Here is a 16,119-nt window from a genome sequence, read left to right on the forward strand (position 1 = left end):
GTTTGAAGATTAATATTCTGGATAATTCATCTCAATGATGGCTCTTACCTTGTGGCTCTCTGCCTTTGGTGTTGGCATGATGCCACCATTCACTGCGCTGCATAGCCAGGCTTGTGTGCCTGGGTTCTCCTGTACTTCCGTAGAAGTCCAATACCAACAGTCTGCATCCAAGCTGATAGGTTGTCCTCCGCATCTCTTTATGATGGGATTGATGGTCTTGGCTGCACTTTGCAGCAATCGTTGTTCTGCCACGCTTGGGATGTGGTCGCTTTGCCCATACTCGTGGAAGTTCATCATCCTCATGGCTATCGGAGAGCCATGGCCAGTTTCATTGTCATAGCTTTGATACATGGCAACGGTATTGGAGAAGCCGTCGAACTTGGTGATGTCACCGCTCGTTCCGTTCTCCATTCCTATGGAGTCACAGAACATGCCGCTTGTTTCCTCCAGGTTTACCGCCAACACAGGATGATCTTTCGTCTTTTCGGCAAAGACTACTCCCACGGCTTTGCGCTTGCTTTGGTTGAAATAGGTTGCCGTGTCCATGCAGGTATGGTCATCGCAAAGGACATATCCTATATGCAAGTCCGGGTCGTATGGCTCATGATTGTCGCAGGAGGTCATGAAGGATGCCATTATAAGCATCCCCATGACAAAAGTTGTTATCTTTGTTTTCATTTTACACCTTATTATATTATAGGGGAACTTTCACGCCAAAGGATGCTCCTGTTCTGAACGTGTCCTTTCCTCTGATTACTACATCTTCCTTCACCTGGAAGAACAGGCTCCAACCGTTGTAGAGGTTATAGGTATGCTCGTAACCTACATGTCCTGCGGTTATCACTTTGTCCAGGTCGCTGCCACAGCTAACACCTATTCTTACACTTCCGTGGTGGTTTCTGCCTCTTGTAACACATGGCTTGTAGGCTGCACCCACAGTCCATGTGTTATAGTTGTGCCAGAAGGAGTCGCTTGTGACATGTCCTGCCTCCTCGTCTTTCTTGTATTTCAAGTAGGCTGTGGCGAAATATTCCCAGGCGTTGTGATACTCGGTTTCGTGCTCGTAGGCGAGGGTGGCCTCTACTCCTTGCGGATAGCTGCCGCCAACGCCTACCATGATATGGTTGCCGTGACTCTGGGCGAATGCGCTTGCTGTCAGTAGTATGGCGAATATCGTTGAAAGTATTCTTCTCATATCTGTCTTTTTATTGTTCACGTAAAAGAAGGGTGTCGAAGGCATCGGCGGCCAACACATCCTCGTAATCGAGGTTCATGGAGATTGTTCTTCCGGAAATCTGCTTTTCGCTGAGTTCGATGGATAGTACCTTGTCGTTAGGAAAAGTCATTTTCTTCAGAACAATGATGTTTCTGTAGCCTTTCTTGAATCTTACGGAACGATCCAATACCAGGGCAGGCTTCAGCTCGATGGTCTGCACATTGGTGGCTTTCTGCTGCTTCTTGTCCTGCAGCTTTACCCTTAGCTCGTCGATATCAAACGGAAGGTTGGTCTTGTTGTCCACGGAGAAGTCTATGAAGAAGTATTCTCCTACCACATAGATGTTGTTCAGACGCATGGTCATCTTGTTCTGGGTGGTGAATGTGCTTCTATATCGGGCAGGGGAGTTCCACACCTTCATGGCGTAACTCACCATATCCACCGTTGACATGCTTACATCTGGGTTATGGAAGGCATTGCGCTCCACTAGCTCAACTTCCTTGTCAGTCACTGCCTCTTCCAGCTTGCTTGTGTATATCAAGGCATATTGCACTCGATAGCGTTCTGTGATGATGGTAACAACTCCCATCACCTCGCCGTCCTTGTGGTTGCCAGTCTTTGGCTTCAAGCGGATGACATTTTCCAATGGCTTGTCGCCAGCGATGCTGTCTGTGGATATATCTACCAAGCGAATAGGCTCTGATGCCGTGATGATGGATGAAACATTCTCGTTGACAGTGAGCTGCTCCATGTCGTTATATCCTTTCTGAGCGAATGCTCCAAGTGTGGCTCCTAAGCACACCGCAAGGAGTGATAGGAACTTCTTTCTTATTTCTTTCATTTCTATCTGATTAATAATTGTTTCTATTTCTGTTGCTTCTTTCCTTCTGACTGCCGTCAACAAGGTAAACTCGTGTGCCGTACTTCAGGCGGACACGGTTCTTCTTGGCTGCTGTTCCCAAGGCGTTCATCACTCGTTGTGAGGCATTTTGCGCTGCTTGGGTCGCCCATCCCTTGATGCCGCTGCTGCTGGTCGTGGTGTTGTCCATGATGTTGCCGCCTTGCATGGCACTGCTTGCGACTTCCTTGGTGGTTTCCCTGAAACTGCTCAGAGGTACATACAGGCCTTGGATGCCGTCCGTGTCATAGATGGATAGGCTTACCTTGATGATGTCATCGTCATAGAAGATGCTTTCTACCTTTCCTTGGACTCTTTGCTTGCCGAAGCCACTCATGGTGGCATATAGGTAGGTGCCTTTCTTGATGGTCTCGTCGCCTATCTCTATGTCATCCAACAGGCGGAGACGGACCCTGCTGCCGTCAACGGCCTTTACGTTCTCGTCGATGATGGCCATGATGAGCTTGTCTTTTTCCTTGTCCTTGCCTACGGTGTTGAAGTAGTCGGAGACTTCCTTGGTCTTCTTTGTCACCTTTTCTGGTTGCTCTCCATCTTGCTGTACGCCTCCTTGGTACTGATGGTTGCCGTTAGCGGTATTTGGAGCGTTGTAAGAATTGTCGGTGTCATTGTTCATGGCTCCAGGAATACCGCTGTTCGTGGTGTTTCCTGTTGTGGTTGAAGAGGAAAGGGAAGAGGACGAGTTTTCTTCATTGTCTGCCAGATAGTTGTCGCCACCTCCCAGGTTGCGGTTCATTTCTTCCCAGTTGCGTTGGCGACGGCGACGTTGCGCCTTGGCAATCTCGGAGCTGCTTATCGGGTCAACAAAGTCGTCATTGTTGGATTGGCTGCGATTTTGTCTCACTCGCTCTTGCATCTCTTGGAGCTTACGCTTCTCCTCGGCTTGCTGTTGCTTGACCTTCTTGGCTTCCTCTTCGTTATACTTTGACTCGTAATCCTGTTTCTTGTTTACGGAGTCGTTGTCGTTCTCTACGTTTTGGACTCCCGAAAGGTCGGAAATCTTTCCGTATTCCCTTTGGGTGTTGTCCATTTTGTCGCCTAGGACGCTGTCGGTGTAGGCTTCCGGTAACTCGCTCGACAAATAGTCGGTGGTTTTCAGCTTGCTGTTGCCTGGCCCTGATGTATCGACGTTGAATGTGTCTATCAAGAAGTAGCCTGTGAACAACAGCGGTATGTATATGATGGCTGGTATCATATACTTGGGCTGCTTGAAGTTGATTTTCTTTATATCCATCTTTATTGTGCTTTGTGTGAATTACGTTGCTCCTGAAGGGCTTTCTCTACTCGCTCCACTGCCGTGTGGCGTTTTTGCTCCTTGCTCGCATTGTAATATCTTATCATGTTGATGACATTCCAGGCGAACAGGGAGATTACCAAGCCGAACACGATGCCCAGAAAGGCCTTTCTGTGGTCGTTTGCCCATTCTTGGATTTTCAAAAACAGAATGTTGAGCTTGGTCTTCTCAGCGAACTTTTGCCCTGCTCTCACCTCTCGCTCGTATTGCTCTCGATACTGGGGATCGTTCTTGTCGGGCATCTTCTCGCCCATGAGTACTTTCTTTATGTCCATTGTTGCTTGATTTAATAGTCTGACTTCTTGGTTTCCTCCAAGTCTTGGTTCTTCAGTGTTCGCCAGTTGGTGATGAGGATTCCGTGAGGGTTGTTCTCTGTTCTCGGCACTCTTCTGAGCTTGCCGGCGGTTACCAGCTGACGCATCAGAATGCTTGTCCTTCGCTCGATGCGCTGTCTGCCGTAGTAGGTGAAGGTGAGGGAATCGGTGTTGAGCTTGATGCTGTCACAATAGATACTGCAGATGGTGCTCGTACCTATTATATTATTATAGAAGCCTTTTTCCTTCAGGGCGTTGTACTGGGCTAGTCCTGTCTCGTCCACCAGATACATGGCTTTCTTCATGGTGTATTGGATATACTTGTCATCAGGTGCCAACGTGAAGAAGAACTGATGGAACATCTCGATGTCGCTCTTGGCTTCCACATCGAAGGTTTCTTCTTGGGTGGTCTGCTTCACCAGGATAGGAACGGTTCCGTCCAATACGTAAACTTTCTTGTGGGCTTCGTCCACCATGCCCTTGGCGATGATGATGCTGCCTAGGCTCACAATGACGCAGCCTACCAGAAATAGGCTGCTCACTATCATTACGAGCTTGATTTTATTCTCTACATTCTTTAATACTGCCATATTGTTGTATTTTTATCTATTCTTTATATTCTCATCACTGAAGCCGCACTTGCCTTCACAGAGGATGCTACTCCCTCGCCGAAGTTTCGGGTGGAGAATGCGGTGTCGCCCTCTGGTATCATCCACGCTGCCAAGTCTGGAACTAGGTTCAAGCACTTCAAGGCTACTACGGATGCTGCCAACAGGTAGCCGCAGGTCATGAAGGCGTTCTGGATGTAGGCGGCCATGGCTCCCTCGCCTTGGGTGATGGCGGTAAGGTTCTCTACTTGTACACTCAATACTATATCGAATAGCAATAAGACATAGAAACCGACGAAGTACAACATCGCTCCGTAGAAGTGTACCGTGAGATACCTCGTTATCCACTTAGCCCAGGCTCCTTCCCATTTCGGAAGGACGCTGAAAGCCCATTGAATCGGTCCGAATATCGTGAGCATTCCTAATAATATCTGCTGACAGAAGATCGTGCTCCACCAACCGATGCGGTAGATGACCAAGGCAAAGAACATGACTACTTTGTCCAGACCTATCATTAAACCAGCAAAGGTGGACTTTGTTTCTGCGCTTTTTGCTTTTGAAAGTCCTTCTGAAACACTTTTAGTTCCTGTTGCTTCAGTTTGAACATCTGATGTTTGCACATTTTGTAATTCCCCAGCGGCACTTTTAATAGGGGAGGATATTGAATCACAAAGCTTATCTCTTTTCTGTATAAGAGGCATAAGTTCATTGTATTTATCACTTACTTGTGTAGCTTCGGCTTCATATAAGTCATGTGTGTAGCTGCCTATGCAATTAGGAATGTAAGCCAAAGCGTCAAGGATGCAAGCGTTGCTGGCACCTTTGAATCCACTCATACTTGGTGGGTACCAAAAGCACATCACGATAGCAATGCCTAACACCTTCATTATCTTGAAGACATCTATAGGCTCATTCTTCACCATCATCTTGTAGGCCATGCCTCCAGCCACGATGATAGAGAACAATGCTCCCAAAGCCATGCTCATCTGCAAAATCCACCAAAAAGGACCTTGCGAACCGATAAAATCGCTGTTGCATAAAAACTCGTTTGTTTGAAAAACGACATTGTCTATGTCTTCCTCAAACAAATCAACACCTATGGTTTGCGAAAGATCGCTAACCATGTCTTTTATTCCATCCATCGTATCATTACTGGATGAAGCTTCTAAGAATAATGTACTAAATGCCATTTTTATATCAATTTTAAAATTTTCGCACAAAAGTAATGGAAAAACATAAAAATGGCCGCATAAACACGATATACCTTTTTATTTAACATATTCTTTTTCTAAGATGTATCGTGTAAACTGTTATAAATGAGGCTGCTCGCCCCCTTTAACCCCTCGGTGTTAATGCAAGGGTATAGATTATTGAGGTGAATATACAACAAAGCCCCTTGCTAACGCAAGAGGCTTATGATTATTTGAATAAAGAATCAAGATTTTTATCCTTTTCAGTTTTGTTGAGTAGTTCTGATTTTGCAGTTTCCAAATTAAGAGCATCGATTAAACTCTGTATTTGTTGTTCGCTGTTGAAATTAAAACAAACTTGCGACACAGAAAAAGTTTCTTTGATAGGATAGGATGTAAGCATTCCTTCGTTGTAACCTTTGGTTCTTATAAAAGGAATTCCATTCCACCCCATAAAAACATTACACTCTCCTTTTTCATCTACATTAAACATGGCATGTACTTCATGTATAGCTGCGATTTTCATGTCTTGATAGTATTCAAAACCGTTTTTAGTAGCTTGAAGAAATAATGCAGGATTGTTTTTGTAATAACCGATTTCCTTGGAATATTTCTTCACACCATTTTCCTTTGCTATAGATGACCACTCTATATATTTTTCTTTTATAAATTTTAATTCATTAATAAAGTCAGTCAAACAATTAGGTCTATTTTTTGTTTCTAATCCAGCCTTAATTTTTACTCCTTTATCGAAGCAGGAAAGAGTTAGATTAAGTCCAGAAAAACTGCCATCATTTATAAATAAAGTAGTGAGGCACGTATCTGGATGGTTGTTGTATCCTTTCATATAAAATTTACGTGTTACCGTCCCAGTCTGTGCCATCACATTTAGCATTCCTATCAAACTAAGGAATACTACTGCTATTGTTTTCTTTGCTATGCTATAATTGTTGTAATTTTTGTTGCTCATATCATTTACTCTTTGGTTTGACATTATTGCCGTTTTACCTATTTTTGGCTGTAAAGATACAGCTTTTTCTTGAATTGAGCAACATTATTAACTAAAAGTTTAGTTTTCACATATATTTTATTGTACTTTTGAGTAAAACGACTGATTTATATCCTTATTTTTCTGTTTCTTTATTGTATTATTGCCTTATTTCTTTGTTGCTATATTTCTTTATTTTCTTATATAATTATATTTTTATATGGTTATATAATTATGCGAATATAGGTGTATTTGTTTGCTTATTTGGAGAAACCATCCACGGCCATGGCGTTCTGCCATCTTCGCATGGCATTGTTTGCTATCACCGTATTGCTTGATTGCCTGTCTATTTTCGTTGCTTTCTGCTGGGCTTGTTTGACAGTCTTTAGACTTTTCCAATATCTTAGTTGCCCTGTGAGGGAGAGGTTGCGCTTCACTATGTCTTGGTAGATGGCCAAATATTCCTTCTTTCGACTGCCTAGGTCTAGATAGGACTTTCTGATGAGCTTGATGGCACAGTCGAGACTATTGTAGATGTCTTTCCAGTTCTTGAAGTCATCGCTGCTGCCTCCATAGCTTACTATCTTGTTGATGTTGCTTTCGAAGGTGTTCATCTTACTCTCTATCTTTCCCTTTTCCATCATCCAGGCGACATCGCCTGCGCCTGGTGTTCTTGTAGCGATGTTGGTGGCTTCTACCTTCTCTCTCTTTACCAAGTCGGAATCCACTTTCTCCGCCAAAGGAACTTCCTTGTTGGTCAATACTTGATTTTCCAAGCGAAAACTCAACTTGTTGGTGGCTGCTGCTGTTTTTTGGTAACTCTTGTGCATAAGTTGATAGTATTCTCTTGGTTTAAGACTGCCAGCACCAGTTTCCATTACTGTAAACTGATTCATGATGTCATCTTCATGAATATAGGTAACCTCGGCTCCTTGCGCTCTTGATGTCGTGGAGATGAATAACATTGCCACTAATGAAAATAAAATTCTTATATGTTTCATTGATTATTGCTTAATATAATTATATTTTTATATACTTATATGTCTGTTTCTTTATTGTTTTATATAAGCCTATACTTATATATGTCTTTTATCCATTGGAACTAAATGTCTCCTCTTGACCTGCCGCCGAGAATGCCCCCTCCTCCCAAAGCCTTATGTTTCTCGGTGGAAGGGCTTTGAAGGTTGTTGTAGGCAATGTACTGCGATTTCTTCCATGTGTCATATGCCTCCAACGCCATCTCCCTGATGGTCTTGGCTCTGAATATCTCTTTTTTCCAGAACCCCAGGCGAATGGTCATGTAGCTCCAAAGGGTTAGGTAGGCGTTTCTGACAGATGCGTCGATGGCATCCATGTTCTCATTGATACATTGCAAGCAGAGCATCATGGATTCTGTCTTGCACTCTGCCGTCCCTGTGAGGTAGGCTGACAAATCTATATAGGATTTATAGATGCTGGAAGCGGAACTTTTTATATCCTCTATGGTTTGCTTGCTTGTTGTATAGATGATGGTGTCCGATGACCATATCTTGCCCTTCAAGAGTATCTTTTCCTCATACTCGTTCAGAAGCTGTAGGTAGCTCTTGATGTTGCTACTGCAGCTTTGATAGGTTCTTACTCCATGAAAAGCCGTGGCTGTTCCATTCAAAATGAGGTCGATGATGTCAAAGCAGCGTTTGTATTTATCAAGCCTCTTGCTGGATTCCTGATATCCCTCGATGCTTTTCTGCGAGCCTTCATGTGCCTGTTCTACTCCTAGCTCAGCTATCATTCTTATATCCAAGGCTGTTCTTACAGTCTTGTGGTTGGAAATCATCGCTTCCATGGATGGCATGTCGTTGATGCCAAACTGGGCATGGCTTTTTATTGGAAGCCATGCCAGCAATGCCACTATAATATAATAGGTGTAAGTATTATGATTTCTTGTTCTCATTTTTCTTATATTTTTCCGTGAAAGCATAAGGCAAATACTTAATGTTACTACCACGTTCTTCATTCAAGATGCCAATTTGGCATCTTGGACATTCTTCTTTTGTCAACTGAAACATAAAGTCTTCAGGAAAACGCTCTATATTACGTTTTACCTGCCTGTTCAATTGTCCAGTTTCCACTCCATACAAATCGGCCAAGTCTCGGTCGAGCATAACTTGTTTTCCTCGAATGACCTTTATTAGAGGTTCGATGTTACCTGCAAGTTCATGCCCCTCACATTTTACGACATCCATTTGGGACTGGTCGCAATTTGTTAATGGTTCTTTTTTATTTATGCTATTTGCCATATTTTTATCTTTATTTTTGAGGTCACAAATTGTGACCTTAAACATTTTATATTACTTTTGTGTGGATGGGGTATTATCTTTCTTACCTTCTACTCCTGCCTGTTTCTTCATTGCCGCCATACTTGCATCTTCCCATCTTGTAAGTGCATACTCGGCGATGGCTCCTCTGGATGCCCTGTTCACTACATCGAATATCTTGTGCTTCAGGAAGTCGAGGATGGTTTCTCTGTCTTGCATCACTTTCTCCAAGATGACAAGCTGTGAGTAGATGGAAGTGAGCTGGTAGTCAACTTCTCTTGCTACATCCAGGCGGTCGCTAGCCCATAGCAGATGGATGCCGTCTTCGTCTTCGTCATCATCAGCTTTTGAGGCATAGTTGTACTTGATGTTGATGCTGCAGTTGGGCATGTCTTCCATCAATTCCTTCAGCTTGGCATTCACCTCGTCGGCTCTTTCTTTCTCGCTCTTGTTCATGTCTAGCTTGATGACTGCCACGACATTGTCGCTGGAATACTCGCTAGTGAGCTTGAAATCCACGGACAATATGGCTCGATGGATTCTGATTCCAAGGAAATACTTTGGTTTCTGTTGCAAGGTGAGGGTGGCTGTATAGGTCACCGTTGACTTCACCGACGGACAATAGCCATGTCTTACAAAGACATATTGGCTGCTGCCTTCCACCCAGTTGCCATCGTCTGTCCATTGTAGCTGGTACATGCCTTCCAATTCCTTCATGTTGGATGGTATTCTGTAGGGACCGTCCAAGTTGTCGGCAAGGTCTTCGTAATACTCGTTTACATTGTTGTTCAGCTCGTTGAGGGATTTTTGTGTATTGTTGAGCTGTTGCTTCAAACTTGCTGTCTCACTGGTGATGGAATCATATTGGCTGCGCAAGCTCTTCACCTTGTCCTGGTTGCCCAACGACTGGGCTTGCTGAATTTGCTTTATTAGCTCTTGCTGCTTCTTGTCGTTGCTGGAAATCTGTTGCTTCAAGGTGGAAATCTGTGCCTCATACTCCTTTTGCTTGGTGAGAAGGTCATCCACATTGTTATTTTCTGAGTCCGGGGTGCTGCGCATGGCAAACTCCTTTGACTTCTCATTGAGGGAACTGCCTTGCTTGCCGTTCTCCTTCCAGTTGAAGCTGCCTTCTCCTAGGGATGCTCCTCCGTCACAGGTGGCTGTGAAACTTACGGAGTTGCAGCCTTCCATCTTCTTCTCATCGGCCATGGCATAGTATCTTGGTGGGTCGGAGCACAGCTTATAGGAGAGGGTGCTGCCTTCCTTGTCGGCCTCTTGGTCTTGGTAGTATTTCAAGCGAGATTCCATCTTCTTCTTGAAGATTTCCAGGTTCATGGTCTGGGAATCAAAGATTTCCTCATACACCTCATCCTTGATGTTCCAAGTGTCCGTAACTGTCATATATACGCAGAAATGCTTACCTCTTTCGTGCTTGGAATGCGAAAAGGTTCCTCCGCTCTTGTCCCAGATGTAATTATAGGAAACGGTCTGATAGCTGAGGGTTATGGTATGTCCTGGATTCTTTTTCTCGTAATCAGCTTTTTTAGTCGCATTCCATCCTGTCTCACTCTCGGCTGCGCTCTTTAACTGATTGTATTCCGAGGTGGTGAGGGTTGGATAGGGTGGGGCTGTCTTCTTTTGGGAATTGCACTTGAATGTCCATCCTGGCCAGTTGTAGTTGTTGTTGGTGTTGGTAGGTGGGGACGGCTTGTAGGTGGCGAGGACTTGCGAGCCACTGTTCACCTGGGCTATGTACCATCTTTGGGTGTAATATTGTCCCTGCATCTCCTTGATGTAGTTGCTGATATAGCCTGTGATGTTGTAGTCGTCAACCTTGAAAAGTCTGGCCACGCCGTCGGCATCGGCGGTCTGGATTACTTGCATCAGGATGTTCTCCACGTTTCCTGCTTCCTTGTATTTGTCGTATTGCTCCTTGAAGTTCTTGTAGAGGTCTGCAATCTCCTTTGGCTTCATGTGGAAAATCTTGCCTATCTTGCTTCCTTCTTGCAAGTTGCTGTCGATGGTGTTTCCACCAATGGAGGCCAAGAGGCTACCAAGGTTCTTGAAGTCTTCCTGTATGTCCTCTTTCGTGAGTCCGTCGCCAAAGTATCCAAGTTTGTCCAACAGGTCGCCCCAGTTGGTATTTGCACCCATCTGCGCTAGGTCGAATATCTTTCGCAGGTCATCGTTGATGAGGAGGAACGTCACATCCTTGAAACTAAGCTTGCCATTGGTGCAAACTAGCTCGAACTGCTTGCAAAGCTGTTCCACGTTCTCGGTGGTCTTGAACAGGTAAGGCCCCCAGTAGATGGCATTTTGGGGTTGCTTCACCATCTTGGAGGCTACGGTTATCAACTTTGGCATAATACCGTTCTTCACAAGGTTGAGGATGCGCTTGTAATAGTAGTTTTCCTCAGACGCAAAAAGGCCAGGGTTACGCATGGCATCCCTGTCCTTCTTCTTGGATAGTAAAATTCCCGCAGTGGCTACGGTGGCACTCTTGTAATGGTCAACGATATTTTGCAGGTTGCTGGTGTTCATCGCCTCCATCTCTGCCTCCGAAGCGTAAGCTGCGGTCATGGCTGCAGCCGTCACCTTGTCAACGTTCACCGCATGATAGGACAGGGAGAATATCGGCAAGGTGGCTAGCAACAGCATAGTTATTATGGCACTTAATCTACGCATGGTTTTCATTGCTTGTTCTTGTAGTAAAACACTTTCTTTTCCTTCAGTACTTTCTGGGAGAACTCCAGGCTCTTCTTGATGCCGCTGTTGTGCCAGTCGCTCACAAACTGCTCGATGGCATGTTGGTAGTCGGTGGCCATGAGCTTCTTGTAGAGCTTCAAGGCTTCCTTCTCGGCTTTCTCCGTGGTATAGGCCATGTAGCACTCCGGTGGCTCCTCCACTCCAAGAACCTCGCCGTTCTGCCCTCTCTTCAGGAATACTTCCTTGAATGGGCTTCTGCCTTCCTTGTTGTCCAGACGGTTGATGGTGAAGATTTTCTTGCAGTCGTTGTCGGTGAGGGCGAGGGTGGCCTTGATGTCATCGAACTTGTCCTTGAACTTGCTTTGGTCTAGCAACATGAACACGTCGGAGTTGTTGATGATGGCTTCCTTCACGATAGGGGAGGAGGTGATATCTTGTATCTCCTGTGTCACAACACCAACCATCGCCCAGTGCTTTCTGGCGGTCTTGTAGAGGTATTTTATATAGTTGGCCATCACTGGGGTGGCTATGGCTTTCCATGCTTCCTCGATGACCAGGCATTTTCTGCCTTTCTTGATTCTCATCTTCTGGGTGAACACATCCATGATGATGAGCACGATGATAGGGAAGAGAACTGGATCGTCCTTCACCTTGTCTATCTCGAAAACGATGAACTTCTCATCAAACAGGCTGCTGTCCAAGTCATTGTTCAGGATATACTCTTGCTCTCCTCCCTTGTAGAAAGGTTTGAGGATAGCGGCGAAGTCATTGATGTTGAACTCGATATGTTGTTGGTGCAGTATCTGAGGAATGCGCTCCAAGGCAAACTCATAGTAGGTGTTGAAGGAGAGTTCCTTTACTTTCAGCTTTTTCTTCTGTCTCTCTATCTTTTCCAGCTTGCGCTCGATGCGCATGAGATAGTTGTTTTCTATCACCTCCGGGGTGAGAAGCATCAGTTTCTTCTTGGCATTCTCTTTTTCACCTTCGGTGGATGCAGCGTCATCGATGACTGCTTGCAACTTCCCCTTCAGGCGTTGCTGTCTGGTGAGGTCTTTGCCATCTTTTGCCTCTGCCGTGGCTGATTCAAAGTCGAAGTCCTCTCCATATTTCTCTTCCAATTCTTGCTCATACTCCTCATACTTGCCGTTGGTCTTGTCTTGGAGAAGGAGGGTGTCCTTCATCTTCTGCCGCTCTTCGTCGGTAAAGCCTTCGAACGGATTGAAGTAGGCTTCGAAATACTCCACGATGGTTTGGTTGATGATGGTGTCCTCTATCTTGGACGGCATCTCCGCTCCCTTGAATATCTGGAAGATGAGACTCTTCAGGAAGTTCTTCTTCTCGCCAAAGTTCTGGTCATACTCCAGCTTGGTAATCTTGAAAGGGTTCATGGAGATTGGCTTTTCCTTGCTATAGGAAATATAGGTGCCCTCGAAGTAACTGCACAAGCCTTCGTAACTATCTCCTGTATCTACTATCACGATGTCCGTGTCTTGCTCGTAATACTGGCGCATCACGGTGTTCATGAAGAAGCTCTTGCCACTTCCCGAAGGACCTAGGACGAAGAAGTTACTGTTGTTGGTGTATTTCACCTTTCCTTCCTTACCTGTCGTGTCTATTGGCATTGGCACTCCTTGGCGGTCGGTATAGTAACACTTCAAGGGGGAGTTGTCGCCCTTCGCCTGGTGTTCCTTGTACATCAGGCACAAGGCGGCCTCCGAGATGGTGAGGAACTGGTCGTAGTCTTGGTTGAGACGGAAACAGTTGCCAGGGAAGCTCGCCACAAACAGCTCCAGCTGGTTGTAGGCTCTCTTGGAGATATGGATGCTATACTTGGCAAAGATGTTCTCTAGGTTGTTGGTGACTTTCTGGAAGTCCTTGTCTGCCTCTATCTTTATCACCAGGTTGTAGTGTGCATATACGAGTTGCTTGCCATTTCTTGCCACCTCGTCTTGAACTGCCTTTATGTCCTCTACGGCTATCAGGTTGGATGGGTTTGGAATGGAAGCGTGACGGTTCTTCTTTTTGTCTAGCTTTGCCATCTCCCTCTTTTGGTTCGGGAAGAAGATGACTTGGTTGTAAATGACAGTATCTACACCTGGGATATGGTCTAGCTCCGACAGCAAGTCCTCTGGCATCACCGAGTTGTTCACCACGGTGTCGCTGTAGGGGCGTATCATGCCTGGCAAACCTACGTTGTCAACATCCAGCAGGCTATATACTTTTACATGTTGGTCGCCCATGCCGATTTCTTCACTGTCAACCTTGAAGTCGGTCATGCCTGTGGTAGGATTCTTGAAGTCAACGGCAAAGAAGCGGTCGGCAAACTCCTGACACTCCCTTGCGCCAAGGAAGCGGCATGTGATTCCACCACTCTTCAATCGGTCGGCTACTTTTTGTATCTTTACGTTGAAATCTCTCCACTTGTTGTTGTCGTAGGCTTTCAGTCCGCCGCTCTTGCCCTTCTGGGTAATGGTGAGATAGGTGGTTGCCTCTGTGTAGCTTCTTCCGTTGAAAAAGCGGAAGTAGGCATCTGAGAGGAAACGCTTCTTGGCATCCTTGTTCTTGCCCTTGATGCTGCTCATGTCGAACTGCTTGCGCACAAAGATGTCTTGCTTGTGGATGGCATAGCCATCTCCAAGCACTTGCATCACTGACGCCATGAGTGATGTGAACTCGTAATAGCTATCGGTGTCGGCGGAATATTTCCTTACTGGATTCTCCATCTTCAGAACGGCGGAGTAGTCGCCTTTCTTGGTATATACCACGCCGATGCCATCCACTTCCTCTATGCTGAAATAAATATCCTCGAAGATCTTGGCTCTCTTTCCTCCAGTGCCGAACGCACCTACAGAAATAGCCATACCTACGAGGATGGAAATGAAAACGACCGAAACGAAAAGTAAAATCATATCTATGAATTTATTAAATGATAAACTTGCTCATCTTTTCTGATGTTCCGCAAGATGGGCAAGGATGAAAACACCCACAGGGGAGTGCTTGGAATGCAAGCCCTTGTGCTGCTTGATGAATATCATCGCTCCTCCAAAGCCTACGATGGATGTAATCAAGACAAGGCCTACTAGAAAACCGAAGGCAACGTAACCGATGAGAAAACTTAAAATGCCTCCTCCAACGGTTCCTGCAGCCCAATATATGTACCTACCCCTTAAACCCATAAATTCAAGGGGCTTTTGGAGTCCATTGAATACTGGATAGTCAGGATATTGCTCTTGACTCTCATTTGCCATAATTTATTGATGACGATTAGTTGGTTACACCAAAGAACAATGGCAATGCCTGGGCAGCTGCCACAAGGAAGATACATGCGCCCACGGTCATCATAATCTTCTTCTTGATGTCGTTCTCCTCATTGTTCATGGCAATGTAGATGGAGATGGCTCCAACCACGGCAACGACACCTGCAATGGCATAGCAGAGCTTCACCACTACTGGAACATACTTGGCAATCTCGGTGGTCACCGTTCCCAAGGCTGTTGTTCCTGCCGAATAGTCACCAGCGGTGTTCTGGGCAAACATTCCCAGGGTAAAGACAAAGAGGAGAGTGAACACCATGGCTACTCTTGGGTTGCCAACTAGAGCCTTTGTGCCCTTGGTTGCAGAGCACACAAAGTCCTTTGCGCTTACTGCGTTTTTAAAAATGCTAATTTTCATAAATACTTTTTTTGTTTTGATTGTTATTATCTATAATTTAATTTAACCAAAGTTGAACCCGAAGAATGCTGGCATCACGATGGTTGCACCTATCATGAAGAGGCAACTGCCTACAAGCACCATCACACTCTTGGTGAAGCCTTCCTCTCCTGCTTGCAACTTGATGTAGATGCTGGTAGCACTGTAGATGGACAGGACGGCTGCAATGGCATATAGTAGCTGAACAGTCAAACTGCACATGGCAACGACATATACTACCATGTCATAGAGCTTTCCTGAGCTTCCGCTGTAATCGGTTGTCCCACAGGATGCGGAGGCCGTAAGGCATATTGCCATGAATAGAAAGGCTAGAAAATACCTTTTCTTCATTATCTTTCTCATATGCTCATCCTTTCTGCCATATCATCGCCTTCGGCAACCAACAAGGCTAGTCGTTTGTCGTCATAGTCTGCGGCTGCTATCTCATCCTCGCTCTCGGCAACTACCTTCACCATCTCAGCCTTGGCTGCCACAGCCTTGGCATATAGCTCGGAGTCTTCCGTTGCCATAATCTTGGAGGCTATGTCCTCGCCGCTTTCCTCTGGCGAGATGGAAGGCTCTTGGACGGTGGCTTCCGATGGGGTGGTTTCTTGTTTTGCCGAAGAGGTGTCTGGCAAGGCTTCCTTTTCCTTGATGAAGGTTGGTTCCTCGACAAACGCTTCTTGTGAGGAATTGCCAACGGCAAACACCTCTACGTCTTTCTTTTTCTTACCTTTGTCGCCTACAGTGTCCATGGCCATTATAACGGCATAATAGACGATATAGACAAATGTCAATATTGCTGCGAATATCCAAAATGCTCCCATTGTCTTGATTTTGTTTTGTTAAAAATTCGGGTGCAAAGGAACTACTTTTTTGCAATATAGGGGCGAAAATCAC

At 45.3% G+C, this 16,119-nt stretch carries 17 protein-coding genes; all 17 read right to left on the bottom strand.

Going from position 1 to position 16,119, the window contains the following annotated elements:
• Positions 1-9: 9 nt before the first annotated feature.
• Positions 10-678: a DUF1566 domain-containing protein gene (locus DW657_RS08950; protein ID WP_147381921.1), complete on the bottom strand. Its 669-nt coding sequence runs from the start codon at positions 676-678 to the stop codon at positions 10-12.
• Positions 679-694: 16 nt separating this feature from the next.
• Positions 695-1,195, bottom strand: a complete 501-nt coding sequence (locus DW657_RS08955; RefSeq protein WP_118312258.1) for a hypothetical protein — start codon at positions 1,193-1,195, stop codon at positions 695-697.
• Positions 1,196-1,205: 10 nt separating this feature from the next.
• Positions 1,206-2,057: a conjugative transposon protein TraN gene (gene traN, locus DW657_RS08960; protein ID WP_118312259.1), complete on the bottom strand. Its 852-nt coding sequence runs from the start codon at positions 2,055-2,057 to the stop codon at positions 1,206-1,208.
• Positions 2,058-2,067: 10 nt separating this feature from the next.
• Entirely contained in the window at positions 2,068-3,366 is a 1,299-nt protein-coding gene (traM, locus tag DW657_RS08965) for a conjugative transposon protein TraM (RefSeq protein WP_118312260.1), read from the bottom strand.
• A gap of 2 nt (positions 3,367-3,368) precedes the next feature.
• Positions 3,369-3,701, bottom strand: coding sequence for a hypothetical protein (locus tag DW657_RS08970; RefSeq protein ID WP_117586836.1), 333 nt, complete (start codon positions 3,699-3,701; stop codon positions 3,369-3,371).
• Between the two features lie 11 nt (positions 3,702-3,712).
• Positions 3,713-4,330 carry a conjugative transposon protein TraK gene (gene traK / locus DW657_RS08975; protein WP_117586837.1) on the bottom strand — a complete coding sequence of 206 codons (618 nt, stop codon included), beginning with the start codon at positions 4,328-4,330 and terminating at the stop codon, positions 3,713-3,715.
• Positions 4,331-4,353: 23 nt separating this feature from the next.
• Positions 4,354-5,472 carry a hypothetical protein gene (locus DW657_RS08980; RefSeq protein ID WP_118312266.1) on the bottom strand — a complete coding sequence of 373 codons (1,119 nt, stop codon included), beginning with the start codon at positions 5,470-5,472 and terminating at the stop codon, positions 4,354-4,356.
• Between the two features lie 295 nt (positions 5,473-5,767).
• The gene (locus DW657_RS08985) at positions 5,768-6,508 is read right to left on the bottom strand and encodes a hypothetical protein (protein ID WP_118312261.1); all 741 of its coding nucleotides are present in this window, start codon (positions 6,506-6,508) and stop codon (positions 5,768-5,770) included.
• 278 nt (positions 6,509-6,786) lie between these two features.
• Positions 6,787-7,527 carry a DUF5045 domain-containing protein gene (locus DW657_RS08990; protein WP_228114790.1) on the bottom strand — a complete coding sequence of 247 codons (741 nt, stop codon included), beginning with the start codon at positions 7,525-7,527 and terminating at the stop codon, positions 6,787-6,789.
• Between the two features lie 101 nt (positions 7,528-7,628).
• Positions 7,629-8,459, bottom strand: a complete 831-nt coding sequence (locus tag DW657_RS08995; RefSeq protein WP_118312262.1) for a hypothetical protein — start codon at positions 8,457-8,459, stop codon at positions 7,629-7,631.
• A complete protein-coding gene (locus DW657_RS09000; protein ID WP_118312267.1) occupies positions 8,440-8,805 on the bottom strand; it encodes an ORF6N domain-containing protein in 366 nt (121 codons plus the stop codon). Before DW657_RS09000 ends, DW657_RS08995 begins: the two co-directional genes overlap by 20 nt.
• 51 nt (positions 8,806-8,856) lie before the next feature.
• Positions 8,857-11,508 carry a PspA/IM30 family protein gene (locus DW657_RS09005; RefSeq protein WP_118312268.1) on the bottom strand — a complete coding sequence of 884 codons (2,652 nt, stop codon included), beginning with the start codon at positions 11,506-11,508 and terminating at the stop codon, positions 8,857-8,859.
• A gap of 5 nt (positions 11,509-11,513) precedes the next feature.
• Complete coding sequence (locus tag DW657_RS09010; RefSeq protein ID WP_118312263.1) at positions 11,514-14,438, bottom strand: TraG family conjugative transposon ATPase; 2,925 nt, start codon at positions 14,436-14,438, stop codon at positions 11,514-11,516.
• A gap of 30 nt (positions 14,439-14,468) precedes the next feature.
• Positions 14,469-14,777: a DUF4133 domain-containing protein gene (locus tag DW657_RS09015; RefSeq protein ID WP_118312264.1), complete on the bottom strand. Its 309-nt coding sequence runs from the start codon at positions 14,775-14,777 to the stop codon at positions 14,469-14,471.
• A gap of 16 nt (positions 14,778-14,793) precedes the next feature.
• Complete coding sequence (locus tag DW657_RS09020; protein WP_117588093.1) at positions 14,794-15,102, bottom strand: DUF4134 domain-containing protein; 309 nt, start codon at positions 15,100-15,102, stop codon at positions 14,794-14,796.
• Between the two features lie 141 nt (positions 15,103-15,243).
• On the bottom strand, positions 15,244-15,570 hold the full coding sequence (locus DW657_RS09025; RefSeq protein ID WP_117588094.1) for a DUF4134 family protein: 327 nt from the start codon (positions 15,568-15,570) through the stop codon (positions 15,244-15,246).
• An 8-nt stretch (positions 15,571-15,578) separates the two neighbouring features.
• Positions 15,579-16,046 (bottom strand): hypothetical protein, encoded by a 468-nt coding sequence (locus DW657_RS09030; RefSeq protein ID WP_118312265.1) that lies wholly within the window; start codon positions 16,044-16,046, stop codon positions 15,579-15,581.
• Positions 16,047-16,119: the final 73 nt, after the last annotated feature.

Source organism: Prevotella sp. AM23-5 (assembly GCF_003473645.1).
Taxonomy (GTDB): domain Bacteria; phylum Bacteroidota; class Bacteroidia; order Bacteroidales; family Bacteroidaceae; genus Prevotella; species Prevotella copri_A.

Excerpts from the sequence above, each read along its gene's own strand:
- DW657_RS08950 (WP_147381921.1), bottom strand. The coding sequence starts at position 678 with ATGAAAACAAAGATAACAACTTTTGTCATGGGGATGCTTATAATGGCA.
- DW657_RS08955 (WP_118312258.1), bottom strand. The coding sequence starts at position 1,195 with ATGAGAAGAATACTTTCAACGATATTCGCCATACTACTGACAGCAAGC.
- traN (WP_118312259.1), bottom strand. The coding sequence starts at position 2,057 with ATGAAAGAAATAAGAAAGAAGTTCCTATCACTCCTTGCGGTGTGCTTA.
- traM (WP_118312260.1), bottom strand. The coding sequence starts at position 3,366 with ATGGATATAAAGAAAATCAACTTCAAGCAGCCCAAGTATATGATACCA.
- DW657_RS08970 (WP_117586836.1), bottom strand. The coding sequence starts at position 3,701 with ATGGACATAAAGAAAGTACTCATGGGCGAGAAGATGCCCGACAAGAAC.
- traK (WP_117586837.1), bottom strand. The coding sequence starts at position 4,330 with ATGGCAGTATTAAAGAATGTAGAGAATAAAATCAAGCTCGTAATGATA.
- DW657_RS08980 (WP_118312266.1), bottom strand. The coding sequence starts at position 5,472 with ATGGTTAGCGATCTTTCGCAAACCATAGGTGTTGATTTGTTTGAGGAA.
- DW657_RS08985 (WP_118312261.1), bottom strand. The coding sequence starts at position 6,508 with ATGAGCAACAAAAATTACAACAATTATAGCATAGCAAAGAAAACAATA.
- DW657_RS08990 (WP_228114790.1), bottom strand. The coding sequence starts at position 7,527 with ATGAAACATATAAGAATTTTATTTTCATTAGTGGCAATGTTATTCATC.
- DW657_RS08995 (WP_118312262.1), bottom strand. The coding sequence starts at position 8,459 with ATGAGAACAAGAAATCATAATACTTACACCTATTATATTATAGTGGCA.
- DW657_RS09000 (WP_118312267.1), bottom strand. The coding sequence starts at position 8,805 with ATGGCAAATAGCATAAATAAAAAAGAACCATTAACAAATTGCGACCAG.
- DW657_RS09005 (WP_118312268.1), bottom strand. The coding sequence starts at position 11,508 with ATGCGTAGATTAAGTGCCATAATAACTATGCTGTTGCTAGCCACCTTG.
- DW657_RS09010 (WP_118312263.1), bottom strand. The coding sequence starts at position 14,438 with ATGATTTTACTTTTCGTTTCGGTCGTTTTCATTTCCATCCTCGTAGGT.
- DW657_RS09015 (WP_118312264.1), bottom strand. The coding sequence starts at position 14,777 with ATGGCAAATGAGAGTCAAGAGCAATATCCTGACTATCCAGTATTCAAT.
- DW657_RS09020 (WP_117588093.1), bottom strand. The coding sequence starts at position 15,102 with ATGGTGTTCACTCTCCTCTTTGTCTTTACCCTGGGAATGTTTGCCCAG.
- DW657_RS09025 (WP_117588094.1), bottom strand. The coding sequence starts at position 15,570 with ATGAAGAAAAGGTATTTTCTAGCCTTTCTATTCATGGCAATATGCCTT.
- DW657_RS09030 (WP_118312265.1), bottom strand. The coding sequence starts at position 16,046 with ATGGGAGCATTTTGGATATTCGCAGCAATATTGACATTTGTCTATATC.